The sequence below is a fragment of the Mycobacterium sp. AZCC_0083 genome (genome assembly GCF_014202335.1).
Taxonomy (GTDB): domain Bacteria; phylum Actinomycetota; class Actinomycetes; order Mycobacteriales; family Mycobacteriaceae; genus Mycobacterium.
In genome coordinates this window covers 293,317-311,010 of sequence record NZ_JACHGP010000001.1, presented here as the reverse complement: position 1 = coordinate 311,010, position 17,694 = coordinate 293,317, and the positions used below count along the sequence as shown (strand labels likewise).

The window sequence follows — 17,694 nt, the reverse complement described above, 5'->3', positions numbered from 1 at the left end:
CCCTCAGCCCTCCCGTCTGCGTCCGACGACCTGTACGCCGTGTTTGGGCCGCAGCGTCAGTGTCGCCTCGAGCTCGACCCGATGCCCTGGCGCCCGATCGAAGGTGAACCGCTGACTCATGATCGCCGCCATCAGCACCATCTCCATCAATGCGAAGGTCTGCCCGATGCAGATCCGCCGTCCGCCCCCGAATGGAAGATACGCCGACCGGGGGCGGTCCTTGCCGGCATCGCCAATGAAGCGCGTCGGGTCGAACGTTTCGGGGTCCGGCCACCAACGCTCGTCGTGGTGCACCGCGTGGACGGGGACGAGCACGGTGGTGCCCTGGCGGATGTGGTGCCCGTCGATGTCGTCGGGTTCGACGGCCTCGCGCCCGATCATCCACACGGCGGAGTAGTAGCGCTGCGACTCCTGCACGCAGGCCGTCGTCCAGGGCAGGTCGGCCAAGTCGGAGGCGGTGGGCCTGCGCCGCCCGAGCACGTCGTCGATTTCAGCGAGCATCTTTTCGCGCGCATCGGGGTTCTGAGCCAGCAGATACCAGAGCCACGACATCGCGTTCGCCGTGGTCTCGTGGCCGGCGAGCATGAAGGTCAGCGCCTCGTCGCGGATCCGTTTGCGCGGCCACGTTCCGTTGTCGGCCTGGAACAGCACGTTGAGGAGGTCGGCCGATTGGGTCGGATGCGCGACGCGGTCGTCGAGTACGTCGTTGACGGCGGCATCCAGCGTCAGCATGATCTTCTGCCCTTCCCGCAGTGGTGGCGGCAGGCTGATTCCCGAGTACACGCTCCAGGTCATCCCGTTGTAGACCGATCGCGGCAGAAGCCCGATGAGGCCGATTCTGGCCAGCCGCTCCGTGCGCCGCAGGCCACGGGTGGTGAGGTCCTTCATGCCGTGCACGATCGGGCCGAAGTCCTGGCTGAACAGAGCATTCGCGACCACTCGCAGCGTCGTTTCGACCATGGTCGCGTGCATGTCGAACACGACCTCGTCACCCCGGTCGGCGAGGTCGGCGGTCACGCGTTCGATCGGGTCGATCATCAGATCCACCAGTTCGTTGAGGTGGCGCCGCGCGAACGTGGGATTGAGGGTGGTCCGATGGGCGGCCCAAGAGTCGCTCTCGTCGGTCAGCAGGTTGATGCCGGCTGCCGCCCGGATGGGCTCGTATTCGTTGGACTTGACGTAGCGCAGCCGGGCGGTGTGTAGGACGTGATCGATGTAGTCGGGGTGGGTGATCGATACGAAACGTCTTCCACCGCACCGGAATCGGGTGATGTCGTGCGCGAGAGCCCGTTCGAGGAAACCGCCGCCGACGTCGAAGCCGATGGTGATCGCGTCACGGGTGGTGGTCCACGTGTTCAGTCGCGCCGCCGGTGCCGCCATGAATCGAGCGTATGAACGCATCAATGGTTGTGGAATGGGACTATGGGACACAGAGTTGGGAGTTTGGGACAGATTTTGGGACAACACAACTTTTGGGACAACAACGGTGATGGCATCGACGGCGTGGTCGCCTGACCTGCGGCATCCGATCTACACGACCCGGGTGCTGTGCGAGGTCGCCAACGAGCGCGGCGTCGCGACGTCCGACGTCCTCAAGGGCACCGGGATCGGGCCTGCCGACCTGGACGACCCAGAGGCGGTGGTGACCGCATCGGATGAGATCGTCGCGGTGCGCAGGCTTCTGGCCGCGCTGCCGGACCACGCCGGGCTCGGCATCGACGTGGGCAGCAGGTTCCGGTTGACCCATCTCGGCTTGTTCGGGTTCGCGGCGATGTCGTGCGCGACGTTTCGTGAACTCTTCGACGTTTCGATGCGCTATTTCTCGCTGACCATGCTGAACATCGACGTCAAGCTGTTCGAGGGAGCCGAAAGCTGCCTATTGGAGTTCGCGGTCGACCATCTGCCCGCCGATGTCCGCGGCTTCTTCCTGGAGCGGGACGTCACCAGCATTTCCATGACGGTCAGCGACTTCGCTCTTCCGGTCGTTGCGCGCTACGCCGATCAGGTGACCGCCGAGGCAACCTTCGACCAGGAGGCGGTCGCGCCGCTCCTGGAGCTGCTTCCGGTCGTGAGGCGAGAGTTTGGTCGTGCTCACAACCGGCTGCACTTTCCGCGCGCGATGTTCGACGAGCCACTGCCGCAAGCGGATCGCCACACGCTGCAGATGTGCATCGCGCAGTGTGACGTGCTGATGCAGCGCAACGAACAACGGCGCGGCATCGCCGCGGTGACGCGTACCAAGCTGTTTCGGGAATCGGGCCGCTTCCCGACACTTCCGGAGATGGCCGCCGAGCTGGACGTGCACCCGCGCACGCTGCGGCGACAGCTCGCGGAGGAGGGCACGTCATTTCGCGCACTGCTCAACGAGGCCCGCTCCACGCTGGCCCTCGACCTGTTGTGCAACGTCGGCCTGACGGTGGAACAGGTGTCGACGCGGCTGGGCTACACCGACACCTCGACGTTCTGTCACGCGTTCAAGCGGTGGCACGGGGTGCCTCCAAGCGCCTACCCGCGTTCCGGTTAGTGCTCAGGCCAGCGGCCGTCGGCCTTGGCGGCATCGATCTGGCGTTGTCCCGGCTCGCGCATTCGTCCTGCGACCACGAGTCGTTGCACCCGTTCGACATTGGACTTCGACCACGCGCTCTTGGGCTTGCGCGGACTGAACCGCTGGATGCGCGACACCTCATCGTGCCCACGTGCCAGGCTGTCGATCCAGCCGAAGCACAACGCGATCTCGACCGCCTCGGTGTAGGGCAGGGGCACGTCGCCTGCGCTCTTGTTGAACAGCCGCAACCACACCTCGGTCACCGTGTCGTGATTGACCTCTAACCACTGCTCCCACTCGGCCGGTGACCGTACGTCGAGGACGAACCGCTCAGTCACCCGGCGGGGTGCAGCGCTGCCCTCAGCGCAGCCAGCCCGCGGTTGGTGGCCTCGGCGGCCGCAGGAGAGGCGAGCGCAAGGCTGGCGTATCCGTGCACCATGGTGGGCTCGTTGCTCAGTTCCACGGGAACGCCTGCAGCGGACAGCATTTCGGCGTAACGGCCGCCGTCGTCGCGAAGCGGGTCGTGCTCGGCGGTACCGATGAACGCCGGCGGCAGGCCGGCGAGCGTGGCCGCGTTCGCGGGGGCGACGTCGACCGGCAACGACGCGGGATCGCTGGCGTCCACCCCCGGCAGGTACCACGTCAGGAAGGCGTCGATGACGTCACGGGTGAGGATCGGTGCGTCGGCGTTCTCGATGAAGGAGGGTGCCGATTGGTCACCCACCGCGGACGGATACCACAGCAGCTGGAACTCCAGCGGCGGACCGCCTGCGTCGCGCGCCCGCAGGGTCATTACGGCCGACAGGTTGCCACCGGCAGAGTCGCCAGCCACCGCGATGCGGGCAGGATCACCGCCGAGTTCGGCCGCGTGCACGCCGACCCACTGCAAGGCGGCCCAGGCGTCCTCGACGCCCGCCGGGAACGGATGTTCGGGGGCGAGCCGGTAGTCGACGGACACGACGATGGCCTCCGCGCCGATGGCGTGCGTTCGCGCCAAGAGATCGTGGGTGTCGAGATCGCCGATCGCCCAGCCGCCGCCGTGATAGAAGACCACGACCGGCAGGTCCTGATGAGCCTCGATGGGCGGCCAGTAGATGCGCACCGGAATGTCGGCCAATTCGCCATGCCCGACGGTGCGTTCCTCGATCCGCATGTCCGGCGACATCTCCGCCGGTGGCGTCATCGCACGCATTCTCTCGCGGGCCACCTCGACGCCGTCTTCGAGTGTGAACTCCAGCGGGACTGCGTCCAGCAACGCCTTGAGAATCGGGTCGATGTCTGGCCGCGTCGTCGAGGTATCAGTCATGGGCCTCACGTTAGCGCGGCCGGCTCAGTGCGGGACCTACTGGTCGGCGAGTCGCCGGTAAAGCTCGAACGAGGCGCGTTCCACCCAGTTGCACAGCAGCTTTCCGTCCTCGCGCACCGCCCACACGGCGGTACCCGTCATGGCGATGTTCTGCTGATCGGGCGCGGTGCCGAGGATGCCGTTGTTCCTTCCGGTCAACACCCAGCGCGACGTCACCCGGCTGCCATCGTCGTTCTGGAAGGACTCCGCGACCTCGAGGTGCAGGTCGTCGACCTTGGCAAGGAAACCGGCGATCCAGGCCTTGAAGTTGGCCCTGCCGGAGATCTCCTCGCCGCCGCTGACGATGAGGAAGTCGTCGACCACGAACCTGTCGACGGCCTCAGGGTCGTGCGCGTTCCACACCTCATCCCAGAACGCGTGCACGATGTCGACCGAATTCGTGTTGCTCATGGTGAGTGCAACGCGTCGCGCAACGCCGACAATCCACGGTCGGTGGCGTCGGTGGCTGCTGGCACGACCCCCGCATAGCCGAGGTAGCCGTGCACCAGGCTGGTGGCGTTGTGCACCTCGACGGGTACGCCTGCAGCTGCCAGCAGTTCGCCGTAGCGCTTGCCGTCGTCGCGCAGCGGGTCGTGGCCTGCGACGGCGATGTAGGCCTGCGGAAGTCCGTACAGGTTCTCGGCCCTTGCGGGCGCCAGCGTCGTTGGCGGGTTCTTCAGGTCGACGTGGCTTGCGTACCAGCGGGACAACCCGCCAACCGCGCCCGTGCCGAGCACCGGCGCGTTGGCGTTCTCGGTGAACGACGGCAGCGAGGGGTCCCACGTGGTCGCCGGGTACCACAGCAGCTGGAATCGGATCGGTGGCCCGCCCGCGTCGCGCGCCAGCAGCGCGACCACCGCAGTGAGGTTGCCGCCCGCGGAGTCGCCTGCGACGGCAAGGCGTTCAGGGTCGGCGCCGAGTTCTGCGGCGTTCTCGGCGACCCATTGCGTGGCTGCCCACACGTCGTCAACGGCGGCGGGGAACGGATGCTCGGGTGCCAGCCGGTAGTCCACCGACACCACGAGGGCGCCCGCGCCCACGGCGTGCAACCGTGCCGTCCCGTCGTAGGTGTCGAGGTCGCCGACGACCCATCCGCCGCCGTGGATGAACACCACGACCGGCGGCGGCGTCGCACCCGGCTCCGGTGGCCAGTACAGCCGGACCGGGATCGGGCCGGCCGGTCCGTCGATGGTGCGGTCCTCGACGCGCAGTTCGGGGTGCACGGGACGGCGCGGCAGGTCGCGGAAGCGTTGCCGGGACGCCTCGGGTCCTCCATCGGTTGTGAACTGGAACGGCACCGCTTCCAGTACCTTCTGCAGGATGGCGTCGAGGGGTGTTGAGCTGGGCTCGTCGGCGTCTGACATGGCCTCACCGTATCCGCGGCGCAGTACCCGACTGCTGTGGGTGGCCGCGGCCGTCGTTGGTGCCGGCTATGGGGTGTTCCTGATCGCCGCCGCCGCGCACCTGCCGTCGGGCGCCGAACTCACCGGCCAGTTCCCTGGCCAGCCCACGGTCAAGGCGGCGGCGGCCACGTTGCTCGCGATCGCCGCGCTGGGTCATTCGGTCCGGCGTGAACGGCGCTGGCTGGTCGCGGCACTGGTCTTCTCGGCCGCGGGGGACTTCCTGCTCGCGATGCCGTGGTGGGAGCCGTCATTCGTGCTCGGGCTTGGCGCGTTCCTGGTGGCCCACCTGTGCTTCCTCGCCGCACTGCTCCCGCTCGTCACCCGCAGCGCGCCGCGGCTGGCCGGCGCGGCGGTGCTCGTCGCAGTGTGTGTGGCGCTGCTGATCTGGTTCTGGCCACGGCTGATCGCCGAGGGGATGGCCGTGCCGGTGACGCTCTACATGGCGGTGCTGGCCACGATGGTCTGTGCCGCGCTGTTGGCACGGTTGCCGACGCCGTGGACGGCGCTGGGCGCGGTGTGCTTCGCGGTGTCCGACGGGATGATCGGGATCGGCAAGTTCGTGCTGCAATCCGAGGCGCTGGCGGTACCGATCTGGTGGGCGTACGCAACGTCACTGCTGTTGATCACCGCGGGGTTCTTCTTCGGCCGCACCCCTGAGGCGTCGGTCGGCCCTGCTAAACCGGCTTCGTGACCACCACCAAGCAGGCGGCCGAGCACGAGCCGATCGCGCGGGTGGTGCCGATGCTGCAGGTGCCCCACCTCGACCGTGACTTCGACTACCTCGTCCCCGCCGAGCATTCCGACGACGCGCAGCCCGGTGTGCGGGTGCGGGTCCGCTTCCACGGCAGGCTCGTCGACGCCTTCATCATCGAAAGACGTTCGGACACAGATCATGTCGGCAAGCTCGGCTGGCTGGACAAGGTGGTCTCCGCAGAGCAGGTGCTGACCCCCGACGTACGCCGCCTCGTCGACGCCGTGGCCGCGCGCTACGCGGGTACCCGTGCCGACGTGTTGCGACTGGCGGTGCCGCCGCGGCACGCCAACGTCGAGAAGCAGGCCGTCGCCGAACTGCCCGCACTGGTGCCGACCGCCGTCGACCCGGCGCCGTGGGCGTCGTACGGACGCGGTGAGCAGTTCCTCGGCGCGCTCGGTGAGGGACGTGCCGCACGCGCGGTGTGGCAGGCGCTGCCGGGGGAGTCGTGGGCCGATCGGCTGGCCGAGGCCGGGGCGGTCGTGGTGAACGCGGGCCGCGGCGCGCTCGTCATCGTGCCGGACCAGCGCGACGTCGACACCCTGCACGCCGCCGCGGTCCGGCACGTCGACGAAGCCAGGGTGGTGGCGCTGTCCGCAGGCCTCGGGCCCTCCGAGCGCTACCGCCGGTGGCTTGCCGCATTGCGCGGTCGCGCCCGTCTGGTGATCGGCACCAGGAGTGCGGTCTTCGCGCCGGTCGCCGACCTCGGTCTGGTGATGGTGTGGGACGACGGCGACGACACCCTTGCCGAGCCACGCGCCCCGTACCCGCACGCGCGCGAGGTGGCGATGCTGCGGGCGCACCAGGTGCGCTGCGCGGCGCTGATCGGCGGCTACGCCCGCACGGCAGAGGCGCAGGCGCTGGTGCGCACCAAGTGGGCTCACGACCTGGTCGCGACCCGGCCCGTGGTGCGGACCCGCACGCCGCGCGTCATCGCGATCGACGACAGTGCCTTCGCGCAGGAACGCGATGCGGCCTCCCACACCGCACGGTTGCCGACGATGTCGCTGGACGCCGCGCGCGCCGCCCTCAAGGCCGAGCGCCCAGTGCTCGTCCAGGTGCCACGACGGGGTTACGTGCCCGCGCTGGCGTGCGGTAAATGCAGGTCCATCGCTCGCTGCAGACACTGCACGGGGCCGATGTCACTGCCCGAACGCGACCACGCAGGGGCGGTCTGCCGGTGGTGCGGCAGGACCGACCCCGCCCTGCGCTGCGTCCGCTGCGGTTCCGATGCCGTCCGCGCCGTCGTCGTCGGAGCGCGCCGCACCGCAGAGGAGCTCGGCAGGGCGTTTCCCGGCACCACGGTCATCACATCGGGAGGGGACGCCGTCATCGGCACGGTGCCCGACGCGCCCGCTCTCGTCGTCGCGACGCCTGGCGCCGAACCGGTTGCCGAGGGTGGCTACGGGGCGGCGCTGCTGCTCGACGGCTGGGCGCTGCTCGGCAGGCAGGACCTGCGCGCGGCCGAGGACGCACTGCGTCGGTGGATGGCCGCCGCCGCCCTGGTGCGCCATCGCGGTGACGGCGGTGTCGTCGCCATCGTCGCCGAGACCTCCATCCCGACCGTGCAGGCACTCATCCGGTGGGATCCGGTGGCGCACGCCGAAACCGAACTCGACGCCAGGACCGAGGTCGGGCTACCTCCCGCGGTGCACATGGCCGCCGTCGACGGGCCGCCCGCTGCGACCGCCGCCCTGCTCGACACCGCCCGCCTCCCCGACGACGCGCAGGTGCTCGGGCCCGTGGAGCTGCCCCCGGGAGCGCGGCGCCCAGCCGGCGATGCGGCGACTACCGGCCCGGTGATGCGCATGCTGGTTCGGGTACCGCGCGACGGCGGCCTCGCCCTTGGGGCTGCGCTGCGCCGCGCGACCGGCGTGCTCAGCGCCCGCCACGATCAACAGCCCGTTCGTGTGCAGATCGACCCGTTGCACATAGGGTAGGTCGGACTCAGGGGCGCGCGGTGTCCACACCGAGCCGAGCGGGAGGTGGCATGCGGCGGCTGTTCGGCTGGTTGTTCCTTCTGGCGCTCATCGCGATTGGTCTGCTGTGGCCTCACGTGCTCAGCAGCGGAGGCGGCGCGGGCGCGGCCAACGATCCCGTCGTATTCAGTAACTACGATGCCGATTTCACGGTCGCGCAGGACGGCACGCTCGATGCGGTGGAGACCATCACCGCCGAGTTCCCGTCGGGGCGACACGGCATCTTCCGTTATTGGGACGTCGCCAATCAGAACAGCCCACGGGTGCGGCAGAAGCCCGAGATCACCTCGATCCTGCTCGACGGCGAGCCCGCCCCGTACCAGATGCTGTGGGAGGACGGGGAGCGGTTCAGGGTGGCCAAGATCGGCAGCCCTGACACGACGCTGCCGTGGGGCACCCACGTCTACGAGCTCCGCTACCGCATCCCGGGCGTCCTCGATCCCGGCAGCACCGGCGAGAACAGACGATTCGCGACCACGACCCGCGACCCGAACTCGACATCGGCGTTCTTCTGGAACGTCGTTGCGCCGTCGTGGAACAACGAGATTCAGCGGGTGCACATCCGGGCGACCTTGCCCGCCGACGTCACCGGCGCGCAGTGTGCGGTCGGGCGGGGCGACGGACGCGCCTGCACCGATCTGACCGTGCATGGCAACACCGTCGAGTTCTCCGCGGTGAGCCTGCCTCCCCGCACCCCTGTCACGTTGCGCGCAGGGGTCGACGTGCCCGTGCCGCCGCGGATCAGCCTGCCGTGGTCGTACACGTGGGACCGGATCCTCGGCCAGTCGGTGACGGGCGTCGCGTGGGTCCTCGGCCTGTCTGTGCTCGCAGGCGTCGGCGCCTACCTCTGGTACCGCACCACCGTCGAACCACCACCGGGTTTCCCCGTGCAGTACGCGCCGCCGCCCGGTCTCGGACCCGTCCAGACCGAGTACATCCGCACCGAGAGCGTGCCCAAGAACGGTCTGACCGCAACGCTGTTCTACCTCGGCGAGCGCGGCCTGGTCGACCTGAAGCAGGCAGGCGACGGGTGGCACGTCAAGAGCATCGCCGAACGCGCAGCGTGGGCCGACGTGGACCCGGTCACCGTGGCGGTCGGGCACGCGCTCAAGATCAACACACCCGGTGCCGAGTTCGACGCGGACAAGTCCGCGCACTCGGGGCTGAAACTCAGCGCGGCCAAGACCGACATGGCCGCGGCGGTGAAGAAGTGGGCCATCAAGGACGGCCTGCTGGTCCCGCGCAAGAAGGAACTGTGGGTCCGCACGGCGGGCATGGTCGCCGCGGTCCTCGCGGCGTGCGGCTTCTTCCGCTGGGGTTTCCCAGCCACGATGTGGGGCCTGCCGTTCGCAGTGTTCTTCGCCGTCACGGTGCGCGCGTGGGCGGACGGGGTCGGCACCCGCCGCACGGAGGCAGGCCGCCAGTTGTGGTCGCAGGCAGGCGGATTCCACCGGCTATTGGCCACCGACTCCGCCGAGACCCGGTTCGACTTCGGCGCCCGCAAGGATCTCTACAGCGCCTACGTGCCGTTCGCCGTTGCGGCGGGCAGTGCCGCGTTGTGGGCGAAGAAGTACAAGGACTCGACGGGTGCCGTTGCGCCGCAACCGGGCTGGTACCAGACATCGTCGTCCACCGGCTGGGGCATTGCCGGTGGCTCGGGCGGGCCGAGTTTCGACAGCTTCGAATCGGCGCTGTCGTCGTCGATCGGGGCATACACCGCATCGCTATCGTCATCCTCGTCGAGCTCCAGCGGCGGAAGCTCCAGCGGCGGAAGCTCCAGCGGTGGTGGCGGTGGCGGTGGCGGCGGAGGAGGAGGAGGCGGCTCGTGGTGAGATTCCTACTGATCTTGGTACTGGTCATACTGGTGCTGGTGTTGATCGGCTTCGTGCTGGGCTACAACAAGATTCGCTCCGCCGATGTGCGGGTGTCCGAGGCGCTGTCCGGCATCGACGTGGAGTTGACCCGTCGCGCGTCGCTGATCCCCAGCCTGGTGCACACCGTGCAGACCTTCGCGTCTCACGAGAAGGGCATCCTCGACCACGTCACCGACGCGCGCGCCGCGCTGACGTCGGCCACCGGCGGGAAGTCGGTGGCGCAGCGCAGTGCCGCCGAACGCGAGCTCGACACCGCGCTCGGCCAGGTGCTCGCGCTCGGGCAGAGCTACCCGCAGCTCAACTCGTCCAACAACTTCCTGAACCTGCAGGACAACCTCGCGGACACCGAGAACAAGCTGGCGTTCGCCCGCCAGTACTACAACGACGCGGTGGCCACCCTGAACCGGACCATCGTCACGATCCCCTGGACGTTCGTCGCGCCGCTGGCCGGGGTGTCGGAGCGCGAGTACTACCAGATTCCGGCGTGAGCTCCCGGAAAGCCATGCGCATCGTCTTCGCCGGCACCCCCGAGCCAGCCCTGCCGTCCCTGCGTCGATTCATCGACTCGCCACGCCACGACGTGGTCGCAGTACTGACCCGGCCCGACGCGGCAGCGGGCCGCCGGGGAAAGCCGCGGCCGTCACCCGTCGCCGAACTCGCTCTCGAACAAGGTATCCCGGTGCTGCGGCCAGAGCGCCCCAACGGCGAGGAGTTCGTCGCCGAGCTGGCCGATCTCGCGCCCGATTGCTGCGCGGTAGTGGCCTACGGCGCCCTTTTGCGCGATGGCTTGCTGGCAGTGCCGCGGATCGGCTGGGTCAACCTGCACTTCTCGCTTCTGCCCGCATGGCGGGGTGCCGCACCGGTGCAGGCCGCCATCGCCGCAGGCGACGCGGTGACGGGCGCGACGACGTTCCTGATCGAGCCCAGTCTTGACTCGGGGCCGGTGTTCGGCGTCGTCACCGAGACGATCCGCCCGACCGACACTGCAGGCGATCTCCTCGGACGGTTGTCGAACTCCGGTGCCGTGCTTCTGGAGTCGACGCTAGACGGCATCGCCGACGGGACGCTGACCGCCGTGCCACAACCACCGGACGGCATCACCGTCGCGCCCAAGATCACAGTGGAGGAGGCGCGAGTGCGCTGGAACCTGCCCGCTCACGTGGTGGATCGGCGCATCCGTGCCGTCACCCCGAACCCGGGCGCATGGACGATGATCGGCGACCTACGGGTCAAGGTCGGACCGGTCAGCGCGCTTGAAGAAGGCACGGCGGATCGAGATCCGTTGCCGCCAGGTGCAATCCGGGTCGAACGGGCGGGCGTGTTGATCGGCACCGCGTCGCAACCCGTGCGGCTCGGACTGATCCAGCCGCCCGGCAAGAAGGAAATGAACGCCGCCGACTGGGCCCGCGGCGCCCGACTGGACGAGAGCGCGCACGCCGAATGAACCGACCGCACCAGCGACGACCACCTCGCAAACCACTCGACCCCGCGCGCCGGGCCGCGTTCGACGTACTGCGCGCGGTGTCGGAGCGCGACGCCTACGCCAACCTGGCCCTGCCCGCGATCCTGAGCGAGCGCCAGATCGACAGCAGGGACGCCGCATTCGCCACCGAACTCACCTACGGCACCTGCCGCGCCATCGGTCTGCTCGACGCCGTGATCGCCAGCGCGGCGAACCGGCCAGCCGATCAGATCGACCCGGTGCTGCTCGACCTGCTCCGGCTCGGTGCCTACCAACTGCTGCGGATGCGCGTCGACGCCCATGCCGCGGTGGACACCACGGTCGAGCAGGCGGCCATCGAATTCGATACGGCGCGTGCCGGTTTCGTCAACGGGGTGCTCCGCAACATCTCCAAACGCGACGAGGAGTCGTGGGTCGCCGAGCTCGCGCCGCCGTCCGACACCGACCCGATCGGGCACATCGCCTTCGCCCACGCACACCCGCGATGGATCGCCCAGGCGTTCGCCGACGCGCTCGGTGCGGACGCGGCGCAGCTGGGTGCACTGCTGGCCAATGACGACGAACGCCCAGAGGTTCACCTTGCCGCGCGACCGGGGGTGCTGACCGCCGAGGAGCTGGCCCTTTCGGTGCACGGCACTGCCGGGCGCTACTCGCCATACGCGGTCTACCTGCACGGCGGCGATCCCGGTCAGCTCGACGCGGTCCGCGACGGGCAGGCGCTGGTGCAGGACGAGGGCAGCCAGCTGGTGGCAAGGGCGCTGACCCTTGCACCCGTCGACGGCGACACGGGGCGGTGGCTGGATCTGTGTTCTGGCCCCGGCGGCAAGACCGCGCTGCTGGCCGCGATCGGCGCCGCATCAGGGGCCAGGGTGACGGCCGTCGAACCGGCGCCGCACCGCGCCGACTTCGTCGAGCGGAACACCGCAGGACTCGACGTGGAGGTGCTGCGGGTCGACGGCCGCGATTCCGGGCTTGCCGCTGCCTCGTTCGACCGGGTGCTGGTAGACGCGCCGTGCACGGGTCTCGGCGCGCTGCGGCGCAGGCCTGAAGCGCGCTGGCGGCGGCAACCCAGCGACGTATCCGGTCTGGCGAAGTTGCAACGCGAGCTGTTGGCATCGGCGATCGCACTGACCCGGCCGGGTGGGGTCGTGTTGTACGCCACGTGTTCGCCGCACCTCGCCGAGACCGTCGGCGTGGTGGCCGACGCGCTCCGCCGCCACCCCGTGCGGGCGATCGACGCCCGGCCGCTGTTCGACCCGGTCGACGAGCTCGGGGACGGGCCCTACGTCCAGCTGTGGCCGCACAGGCATGGGACGGACGCGATGTTCGCCGCATGCCTGCAAGTAGTCTGACCGGCATGCCAGCACCCCTGATCGCGCCGTCGATCCTGGCCGCCGACTTCGCGCGGTTGGCCGACGAGACGGCGGCGGTGGCCGGCGCCGACTGGTTGCACGTCGACGTGATGGACAACCACTTCGTGCCGAACCTCACCCTCGGGCTCCCGGTGGTCGAGAGCCTGCTCAAGGTCACCGACATCCCGATGGACTGCCACTTGATGATCGACGACCCGGCCCGCTGGGCGCCGCCATACGCCGAGGCCGGCGCCTACAACGTGACATTCCACGCTGAGGCGACCGACGATCCCCGTGGTGTGGCTCGCGACATCCGTGCTGCCGGTGCCAAGGCGGGGTTATCCGTCAAGCCCGGTACGCCGATCGAGCCGTACCTGGAGATCCTGCGCGACTTCGACACGCTCCTGGTGATGTCGGTCGAGCCAGGATTCGGCGGGCAGAAGTTCATCCCCGAGGTGTTGTCCAAGGTTTCTGCCGTGCGCAGGCTCGTCGACGCGGGCGAGCTGACCATCGTGGTGGAGATCGACGGCGGCATCAACGCCGATACCATCGAAGCTGCTGCGGAGGCGGGCGTGGACTGCTTCGTTGCGGGTTCGGCCGTCTTCGGCGCCGCCGATCCGTCCGCTGCGGTCGAGTCGTTGCGCAGGCAGGCGGCCACGGCCTCCAACCACCTGACGTGGTGAACGCCGACGCCGCCATGCGGCTGGCCATCGACCTGTCCGGGCAGGTCAAGGGCACGACCTACCCCAATCCGCCGGTGGGTGCGGTGATCCTGGACAGCGACGGAGAGATCGCTGGCGTTGGCGCCACCGAGCCGCCCGGCGGGCCGCACGCTGAGGTGGTGGCGCTGCGGCGCGCGGGGGAGCGGGCAAGGGGTGGCACTGCCGTCGTCACGCTGGAACCGTGCAACCACCACGGGCGGACGCCGCCCTGCGTGGATGCCCTTGTCGCAGCGGGTGTTTCGGCCGTCTCGTATGCGGTCGCCGATCCCAACCCCGTCGCAGCAGGCGGGTCGGCGCGGCTGTCCGAGGCAGGCGTTCAGGTAACGGCCGGTGTGCTCGCCGACGACGTGGCTGGCGGTCCATTGCGCGAGTGGCTGCACAAGCAGCGCACCGGAAAGCCGCATCTCACGTGGAAGTTCGCCACCAGCGTGGACGGGCGCAGCGCAGCGGCCGACGGCAGCAGCCGGTGGATCACCAGCGAGGCGGCACGGCTGGACGTACACCGGCGCCGCGGCGCCGCCGATGCGATCGTCGTCGGTACTGGCACGATCTTCGTCGACGATCCGACGCTCACCGCGCGACTGCCCGATGGCAACGTCGCCGAACGACAGCCCTTGCGCGTCGTCGTCGGCGAGCGCGAAATATCCTCGGAAGCACGGGTTTTGAACGAGGATTCGCGGACGATGGTGATCCGTACCCGTGACCCGTTCGAGGTCGTCCGAGCGCTGTCGGACCGCATCGACGTGATCGTCGAGGGCGGACCCACGTTGGCAGGCGCATTTCTGCGGGCGGGGGTGATCGACCGCATCCTGGCCTACGTCGCCCCGATCCTGCTCGGCGGCCCGATCGCCGCGGTCGACGACGTCGGGGTTCTGAGCATCGCGCAGGCGCAACGGTGGCGCTTCGACGGTATGGACCGGGTCGGCCCTGACGTCCGACTGAGCCTGGTGCCGAACTAAGCGTTCGGCAACGGAGCGCAGCCCCGCGGAATTCCCGTCCTACATGAGAGCTGGAATTCCTTTGTCGCCCAATGTGACTCCCATCACTGCAGCTCGGCGTCCGTTGGTCGACTCGTTACCAGTTCGAAATACGCGGGGCGTGGCGCGCACCGATCTCGGCCGTTTTGCGCCAGTAGAATCAGAGATGAGTGCGGGTTACCAACCAGTGCCACCCACATCGCGTCTTCACCGCCGATAATCGCGCCACGGTAAGCCACGAGCAAAGGACGATGAGCATGACTGCATTGCAGGACTGGCTCAGTTTTCGCCCAGTCGATCAGAGCGCAATCAAGGAAATGGTGTTCTGGCCGCTGCGCGCGGTACTGAGCACCCCGGAGGCCGCCGAGAGCACCGAGCTCAAGGTGCTTCAGCCGGGCCTCGAGCGCTGCTGAGCGCTACCGCTCGGCTGAGACCGCCTCGGTCGCCGGGTCGGCGTCGTCGGCGTGTTCATTCCGACCGCTGATCAGCAGACCGAGCAACGCACCCACCACGCACACGATCGCAGTGATTCCGAAGATCTCGCCGTACTGTGCTGCAAACGCCTCGACGGATGCGGTCCTCGTACGCTCGATGCCGGCAAGCAGCTGTTCCGCCGGCGAGGCCGCCTTCGGTGCTGGTAGCGAGGCCATTTTCTCCACCAGGATCTGATTGAACCTGTAGAGCCCCCACGCCGTCAGCGCCGCGACCCCGACCAGCATGCCGGTCATCCGGGCGACCACCACCGCCGACGATGCGATGCCGTGCTGGGCCGCGGGGACCACCCGCAGCGCGGCCGAGGTCAGCGGTCCGATCACCAGGCCGAGCCCAAGGCCGGCCAACGCCAGGTCGGTGTCCATGGCGGGCAGTGTGAACAGCCCGAAGTCGTGGCGGGCGGCCAGCAGGTCCACCGGCCAGTGCGAGATCAGCCAGTAGCCGAACGCGGCAATCAGCAGACCGATGAAGGTGATGATCCGATCACCGACCTTGGTGGCCAGCCATCCTCCGAGCAGCGCGCCGATCGGCAGCGCCACCAGGAACCGCATCAGCAGAAACGCGGCCTCGTTCTGGCTCAGTGACAGCACGCCCTGACCGAACAGCTCCACGTTCACCAGAGTGACCATCAGCGCGGCCCCCGCGGCGAACGAGGCGCCAAGAGCGGCGAGGAACGGCCGGAAGTGCACGCCGGCAGGGTCGATCAGCTTGGTGCGCGCAAACCGCTCCCACGTGAAGAACGCCACGGCGGCCACCGCGGCTCCGGCCAGCAGCCACGCGCCTCCACTCGGCAACACCTGCTTGCCGTCGGGTGCCGGGTTGTAGAGACCGAAGACCACCAGGATGAGCGTGATCGCGAGCAGCACACCGCCGACGACGTCGATCTTCTCCGGAGGTCCGCCCTTCTCCTTCGAGGGCAGGCTGAAGTGGATCATCACCATCGCCAGTGCGGCCAGCGGCACGTTGATCCAGAACACGTCCCGCCACGAGTTCAACGCCCAGACCACCGCGATGCCATACAGCGGGCCAAGCACGCTGCCGAGTTCCTGTGCCGCGCCGATGCCACCGAGCACGGCGGCGCGGTTGCGCTGCGCCCACAGATCGGCGGTAAGGGCCAGGGTGACAGGCAGCAGAGCCCCGCTGGCCGTACCCTGCACGATGCGGCCTATCACCAGTACGGTCAGGTCAGTCGACAGTGCGGTGACGACGGAGCCGGCGGCGAAACCCGCCAAGCTGATCTGAATCAACAGCTTGCGGCCGAATCGGTCCGAGGCACGACCAAGCAAGGGCATCGCCGCGATGTAACCGACCAGATAGCCGGTGATGATCGGGGCCACCCGTTGGATCTGGTTGATCGGGATGCCGATACCGGCAGGCGGTTCCGCCATGATGTCGCGGATCACCGTCACCACGACGTAGGTGTCGAGGGCCCCGAGCAGTACCGCCAGGCCGCCTGCGGTGATCGCCAACCGGCGATTCGTGCGCGCAGGCGCGTTTGTTGCGTGTGCCATTACACCGCGGGCTTGGTGACGGTGACCGGCTTACCCCAGTCGGAAAGCGTCATCTGCACGCTGTTGCCGGGCGTCGGCTCGAGCTTCGCCTGGATCAGTTGGTGCTTGTCGTCCTCGGTCACCCAGGCCGTGCCTGCCACGGGGCCGGTGGCGCCGATCTGCGGGGCGATCTTGTTGACGGCGTCGGCGCTGACGGTGCCGGTGACCTTGACGGTCTCCACGCCGTTCACGGTTTCGCGCCCGTCGGTCTTGGGGTCGGAGAAGTTGGCGAGCACGTTGGCCAGGCCCTTGTCTGGACTGAGGATCGCCGATACGTCATAGATGTCGGCGGCCGGTCCGAAGTCCTGCCAGCTGTTCGCGGTGATCGCGCCGTAGAGGGTGCCGTCGGCGACGACGAAGCTCACGCCCTCCAACTTCTGGCCAAGGAACACGATGTCGGCCTTGCCTTGGGCGGCGACGGCCGGGACGTTGGTCAGATCGCCGGTCATCTGGGCGATCGGCAGTTGCTTGATCTCGCCGTTCACGGTCAGCTGCAGGTGAACGCTCTGCTCGGCCTTGGTCGTCGCTTGCGAGTCCTTCAACAGCGTGGCCGCGTCGGGCAGCGCGGCATCGGCCTTCTTGTCCGACGACGAGCATCCCGCGGTCAGGGCGACGGCGGCGAGGAGAGCAGTGAGCAGGGAAACGAGCACGGCAATGCGGGGGCGCGTCTGCATGACATGCATCGTAGTGGGTGAGTGCGAATGGACCTGCCGCCCGGCTGTCGGGTAGAAGTGGAATCGTGGCTTCTGAGCTGGACTTTCGCCCAGTGCCGGCAGGCACGGGTGATGGCGCTGCGCTGGTGGCGGCGATGATCGACGAGATGCGCGAGCTGTATTGGGACATCGGGGACGGTCTCGACCTCAACTCACCCGACATGCCGAAGGCCGGACCCGTCGAGCTCGGCCCGCCGGCAGGCACGTTCCTGGTCGGCTATCGCGACGGGGTCGCGCTGTGCGGTGGCGGTGTCAAGCGTCTGCCCGACGGCAGCTGCGAGATCAAGCGGATGTACGTGGTGCCCGCAGCCCGCGGGCAGGGGCTCGCCCGGGTGCTCCTGCACACGCTGGAGGACGCCGCCCGGGCTCTCGGTTATCAGGTAGCGCGACTGGACACCGGGCCACGCCAGCCGCACGCCAAAAGGTTGTACGAGTCCGAGGGCTACGTCGCGATCGACAACTTCAACGCCAACCCGGTGGCGACGTTCTTCGGGGAGAAGCGCCTCTAAGCTCCGGCGGGCAGGAGCGA

18 protein-coding genes are annotated in these 17,694 nt (G+C 68.8%); 11 read left to right on the top strand and 7 right to left on the bottom strand.

Translation table 11 applies throughout. From position 1 onward, the window contains the following. Positions 1–3: 3 nt before the first annotated feature. Positions 4–1,401: a cytochrome P450 gene (locus HNP02_RS01445; RefSeq protein ID WP_184433481.1), complete on the bottom strand. Its 1,398-nt coding sequence runs from the start codon at positions 1,399–1,401 to the stop codon at positions 4–6. A gap of 88 nt (positions 1,402–1,489) precedes the next feature. Here HNP02_RS01445 and HNP02_RS01440 point away from each other — a divergent pair, with 88 nt between their 5' ends. Further along, positions 1,490–2,524, top strand: a complete 1,035-nt coding sequence (locus HNP02_RS01440) for an AraC family transcriptional regulator (RefSeq protein ID WP_184433478.1) — start codon at positions 1,490–1,492, stop codon at positions 2,522–2,524. On the opposite strand, the gene HNP02_RS01435 is transcribed toward HNP02_RS01440, so the two are convergent. From HNP02_RS01435 to HNP02_RS01420, 4 genes are read right to left on the bottom strand one after another with little or no spacing between them, the layout of a single operon-like run. Continuing rightward, on the bottom strand, positions 2,521–2,883 hold the full coding sequence (locus tag HNP02_RS01435; RefSeq protein WP_184433475.1) for a YdeI family protein: 363 nt from the start codon (positions 2,881–2,883) through the stop codon (positions 2,521–2,523). The two genes, HNP02_RS01440 and HNP02_RS01435, sit on opposite strands and share 4 nt — an antisense overlap. Continuing rightward, positions 2,880–3,851 (bottom strand): alpha/beta hydrolase, encoded by a 972-nt coding sequence (locus HNP02_RS01430; protein WP_184433472.1) that lies wholly within the window; start codon positions 3,849–3,851, stop codon positions 2,880–2,882. The genes HNP02_RS01435 and HNP02_RS01430 overlap by 4 nt, the downstream gene beginning before the upstream one ends. A gap of 36 nt (positions 3,852–3,887) precedes the next feature. Further along, positions 3,888–4,301, bottom strand: a complete 414-nt coding sequence (locus HNP02_RS01425; protein ID WP_184433469.1) for an ester cyclase — start codon at positions 4,299–4,301, stop codon at positions 3,888–3,890. Next, positions 4,298–5,254: an alpha/beta hydrolase gene (locus HNP02_RS01420; protein ID WP_184433467.1), complete on the bottom strand. Its 957-nt coding sequence runs from the start codon at positions 5,252–5,254 to the stop codon at positions 4,298–4,300. The genes HNP02_RS01425 and HNP02_RS01420 overlap by 4 nt, the downstream gene beginning before the upstream one ends. Here HNP02_RS01420 and HNP02_RS01415 point away from each other — a divergent pair. The 9 genes from HNP02_RS01415 to HNP02_RS01375 all read left to right on the top strand — a co-directional run bounded on the left by HNP02_RS01415 (position 5,253) and on the right by HNP02_RS01375 (position 14,823). Then, positions 5,253–5,984: a lysoplasmalogenase gene (locus tag HNP02_RS01415; RefSeq protein ID WP_184433464.1), complete on the top strand. Its 732-nt coding sequence runs from the start codon at positions 5,253–5,255 to the stop codon at positions 5,982–5,984. The two genes, HNP02_RS01420 and HNP02_RS01415, sit on opposite strands and share 2 nt — an antisense overlap. Positions 5,985–6,034: 50 nt before the next feature. Continuing rightward, positions 6,035–7,984, top strand: a complete 1,950-nt coding sequence (locus HNP02_RS01410) for a primosomal protein N' (RefSeq protein ID WP_184434920.1) — start codon at positions 6,035–6,037, stop codon at positions 7,982–7,984. 50 nt (positions 7,985–8,034) lie between these two features. Continuing rightward, positions 8,035–9,855: a DUF2207 domain-containing protein gene (locus HNP02_RS01405; RefSeq protein ID WP_184433460.1), complete on the top strand. Its 1,821-nt coding sequence runs from the start codon at positions 8,035–8,037 to the stop codon at positions 9,853–9,855. Beyond that, a complete protein-coding gene (locus HNP02_RS01400) occupies positions 9,849–10,385 on the top strand; it encodes a LemA family protein (RefSeq protein WP_184433457.1) in 537 nt (178 codons plus the stop codon). Before HNP02_RS01405 ends, HNP02_RS01400 begins: the two co-directional genes overlap by 7 nt. Positions 10,386–10,399: 14 nt before the next feature. Next, a complete protein-coding gene (fmt, locus tag HNP02_RS01395) occupies positions 10,400–11,341 on the top strand; it encodes a methionyl-tRNA formyltransferase (RefSeq protein ID WP_184434917.1) in 942 nt (313 codons plus the stop codon). Then, positions 11,338–12,711, top strand: coding sequence for an RsmB/NOP family class I SAM-dependent RNA methyltransferase (locus HNP02_RS01390; RefSeq protein ID WP_184433454.1), 1,374 nt, complete (start codon positions 11,338–11,340; stop codon positions 12,709–12,711). The genes fmt and HNP02_RS01390 overlap by 4 nt, the downstream gene beginning before the upstream one ends. Before the next feature lie 5 nt (positions 12,712–12,716). After that, positions 12,717–13,394: a ribulose-phosphate 3-epimerase gene (rpe, locus tag HNP02_RS01385; RefSeq protein ID WP_184433452.1), complete on the top strand. Its 678-nt coding sequence runs from the start codon at positions 12,717–12,719 to the stop codon at positions 13,392–13,394. Then, on the top strand, positions 13,391–14,392 hold the full coding sequence (gene ribD / locus HNP02_RS01380) for a bifunctional diaminohydroxyphosphoribosylaminopyrimidine deaminase/5-amino-6-(5-phosphoribosylamino)uracil reductase RibD (protein ID WP_184434914.1): 1,002 nt from the start codon (positions 13,391–13,393) through the stop codon (positions 14,390–14,392). The genes rpe and ribD overlap by 4 nt, the downstream gene beginning before the upstream one ends. Positions 14,393–14,667: 275 nt before the next feature. Beyond that, a complete protein-coding gene (locus tag HNP02_RS01375; RefSeq protein WP_184433449.1) occupies positions 14,668–14,823 on the top strand; it encodes a hypothetical protein in 156 nt (51 codons plus the stop codon). A gap of 3 nt (positions 14,824–14,826) precedes the next feature. Here the strand turns inward: HNP02_RS01375 and HNP02_RS01370 are convergent, their stop codons facing one another. Both HNP02_RS01370 and HNP02_RS01365 read right to left on the bottom strand, forming a co-directional pair. After that, positions 14,827–16,413, bottom strand: a complete 1,587-nt coding sequence (locus HNP02_RS01370; protein ID WP_184433446.1) for an MFS transporter — start codon at positions 16,411–16,413, stop codon at positions 14,827–14,829. Next, positions 16,413–17,126, bottom strand: a complete 714-nt coding sequence (locus HNP02_RS01365; RefSeq protein ID WP_184433441.1) for an LppX_LprAFG lipoprotein — start codon at positions 17,124–17,126, stop codon at positions 16,413–16,415. Before HNP02_RS01365 ends, HNP02_RS01370 begins: the two co-directional genes overlap by 1 nt. Before the next feature lie 65 nt (positions 17,127–17,191). On the opposite strand from HNP02_RS01365, the gene HNP02_RS01360 reads away from it, so the two are divergent. Further along, positions 17,192–17,674, top strand: a complete 483-nt coding sequence (locus tag HNP02_RS01360; protein ID WP_184433424.1) for a GNAT family N-acetyltransferase — start codon at positions 17,192–17,194, stop codon at positions 17,672–17,674. Positions 17,675–17,694 lie beyond the last annotated feature (20 nt).

What these genes read in the sequence shown, in the direction of transcription:
- HNP02_RS01375 (WP_184433449.1), top strand. Translation starts at nt 14,668, where the DNA reads ATGACTGCATTGCAGGACTGGCTCAGTTTTCGCCCAGTCGATCAGAGC.
- HNP02_RS01370 (WP_184433446.1), bottom strand. Translation starts at nt 16,413, where the DNA reads ATGGCACACGCAACAAACGCGCCTGCGCGCACGAATCGCCGGTTGGCG.
- HNP02_RS01445 (WP_184433481.1), bottom strand. Translation starts at nt 1,401, where the DNA reads ATGCGTTCATACGCTCGATTCATGGCGGCACCGGCGGCGCGACTGAAC.
- HNP02_RS01415 (WP_184433464.1), top strand. Translation starts at nt 5,253, where the DNA reads ATGGCCTCACCGTATCCGCGGCGCAGTACCCGACTGCTGTGGGTGGCC.
- HNP02_RS01425 (WP_184433469.1), bottom strand. Translation starts at nt 4,301, where the DNA reads ATGAGCAACACGAATTCGGTCGACATCGTGCACGCGTTCTGGGATGAG.
- HNP02_RS01365 (WP_184433441.1), bottom strand. Translation starts at nt 17,126, where the DNA reads ATGCAGACGCGCCCCCGCATTGCCGTGCTCGTTTCCCTGCTCACTGCT.
- HNP02_RS01405 (WP_184433460.1), top strand. Translation starts at nt 8,035, where the DNA reads ATGCGGCGGCTGTTCGGCTGGTTGTTCCTTCTGGCGCTCATCGCGATT.
- rpe (WP_184433452.1), top strand. Translation starts at nt 12,717, where the DNA reads ATGCCAGCACCCCTGATCGCGCCGTCGATCCTGGCCGCCGACTTCGCG.
- HNP02_RS01420 (WP_184433467.1), bottom strand. Translation starts at nt 5,254, where the DNA reads ATGTCAGACGCCGACGAGCCCAGCTCAACACCCCTCGACGCCATCCTG.
- fmt (WP_184434917.1), top strand. Translation starts at nt 10,400, where the DNA reads ATGCGCATCGTCTTCGCCGGCACCCCCGAGCCAGCCCTGCCGTCCCTG.
- HNP02_RS01430 (WP_184433472.1), bottom strand. Translation starts at nt 3,851, where the DNA reads ATGACTGATACCTCGACGACGCGGCCAGACATCGACCCGATTCTCAAG.
- HNP02_RS01440 (WP_184433478.1), top strand. Translation starts at nt 1,490, where the DNA reads ATGGCATCGACGGCGTGGTCGCCTGACCTGCGGCATCCGATCTACACG.
- HNP02_RS01390 (WP_184433454.1), top strand. Translation starts at nt 11,338, where the DNA reads ATGAACCGACCGCACCAGCGACGACCACCTCGCAAACCACTCGACCCC.
- HNP02_RS01410 (WP_184434920.1), top strand. Translation starts at nt 6,035, where the DNA reads ATGCTGCAGGTGCCCCACCTCGACCGTGACTTCGACTACCTCGTCCCC.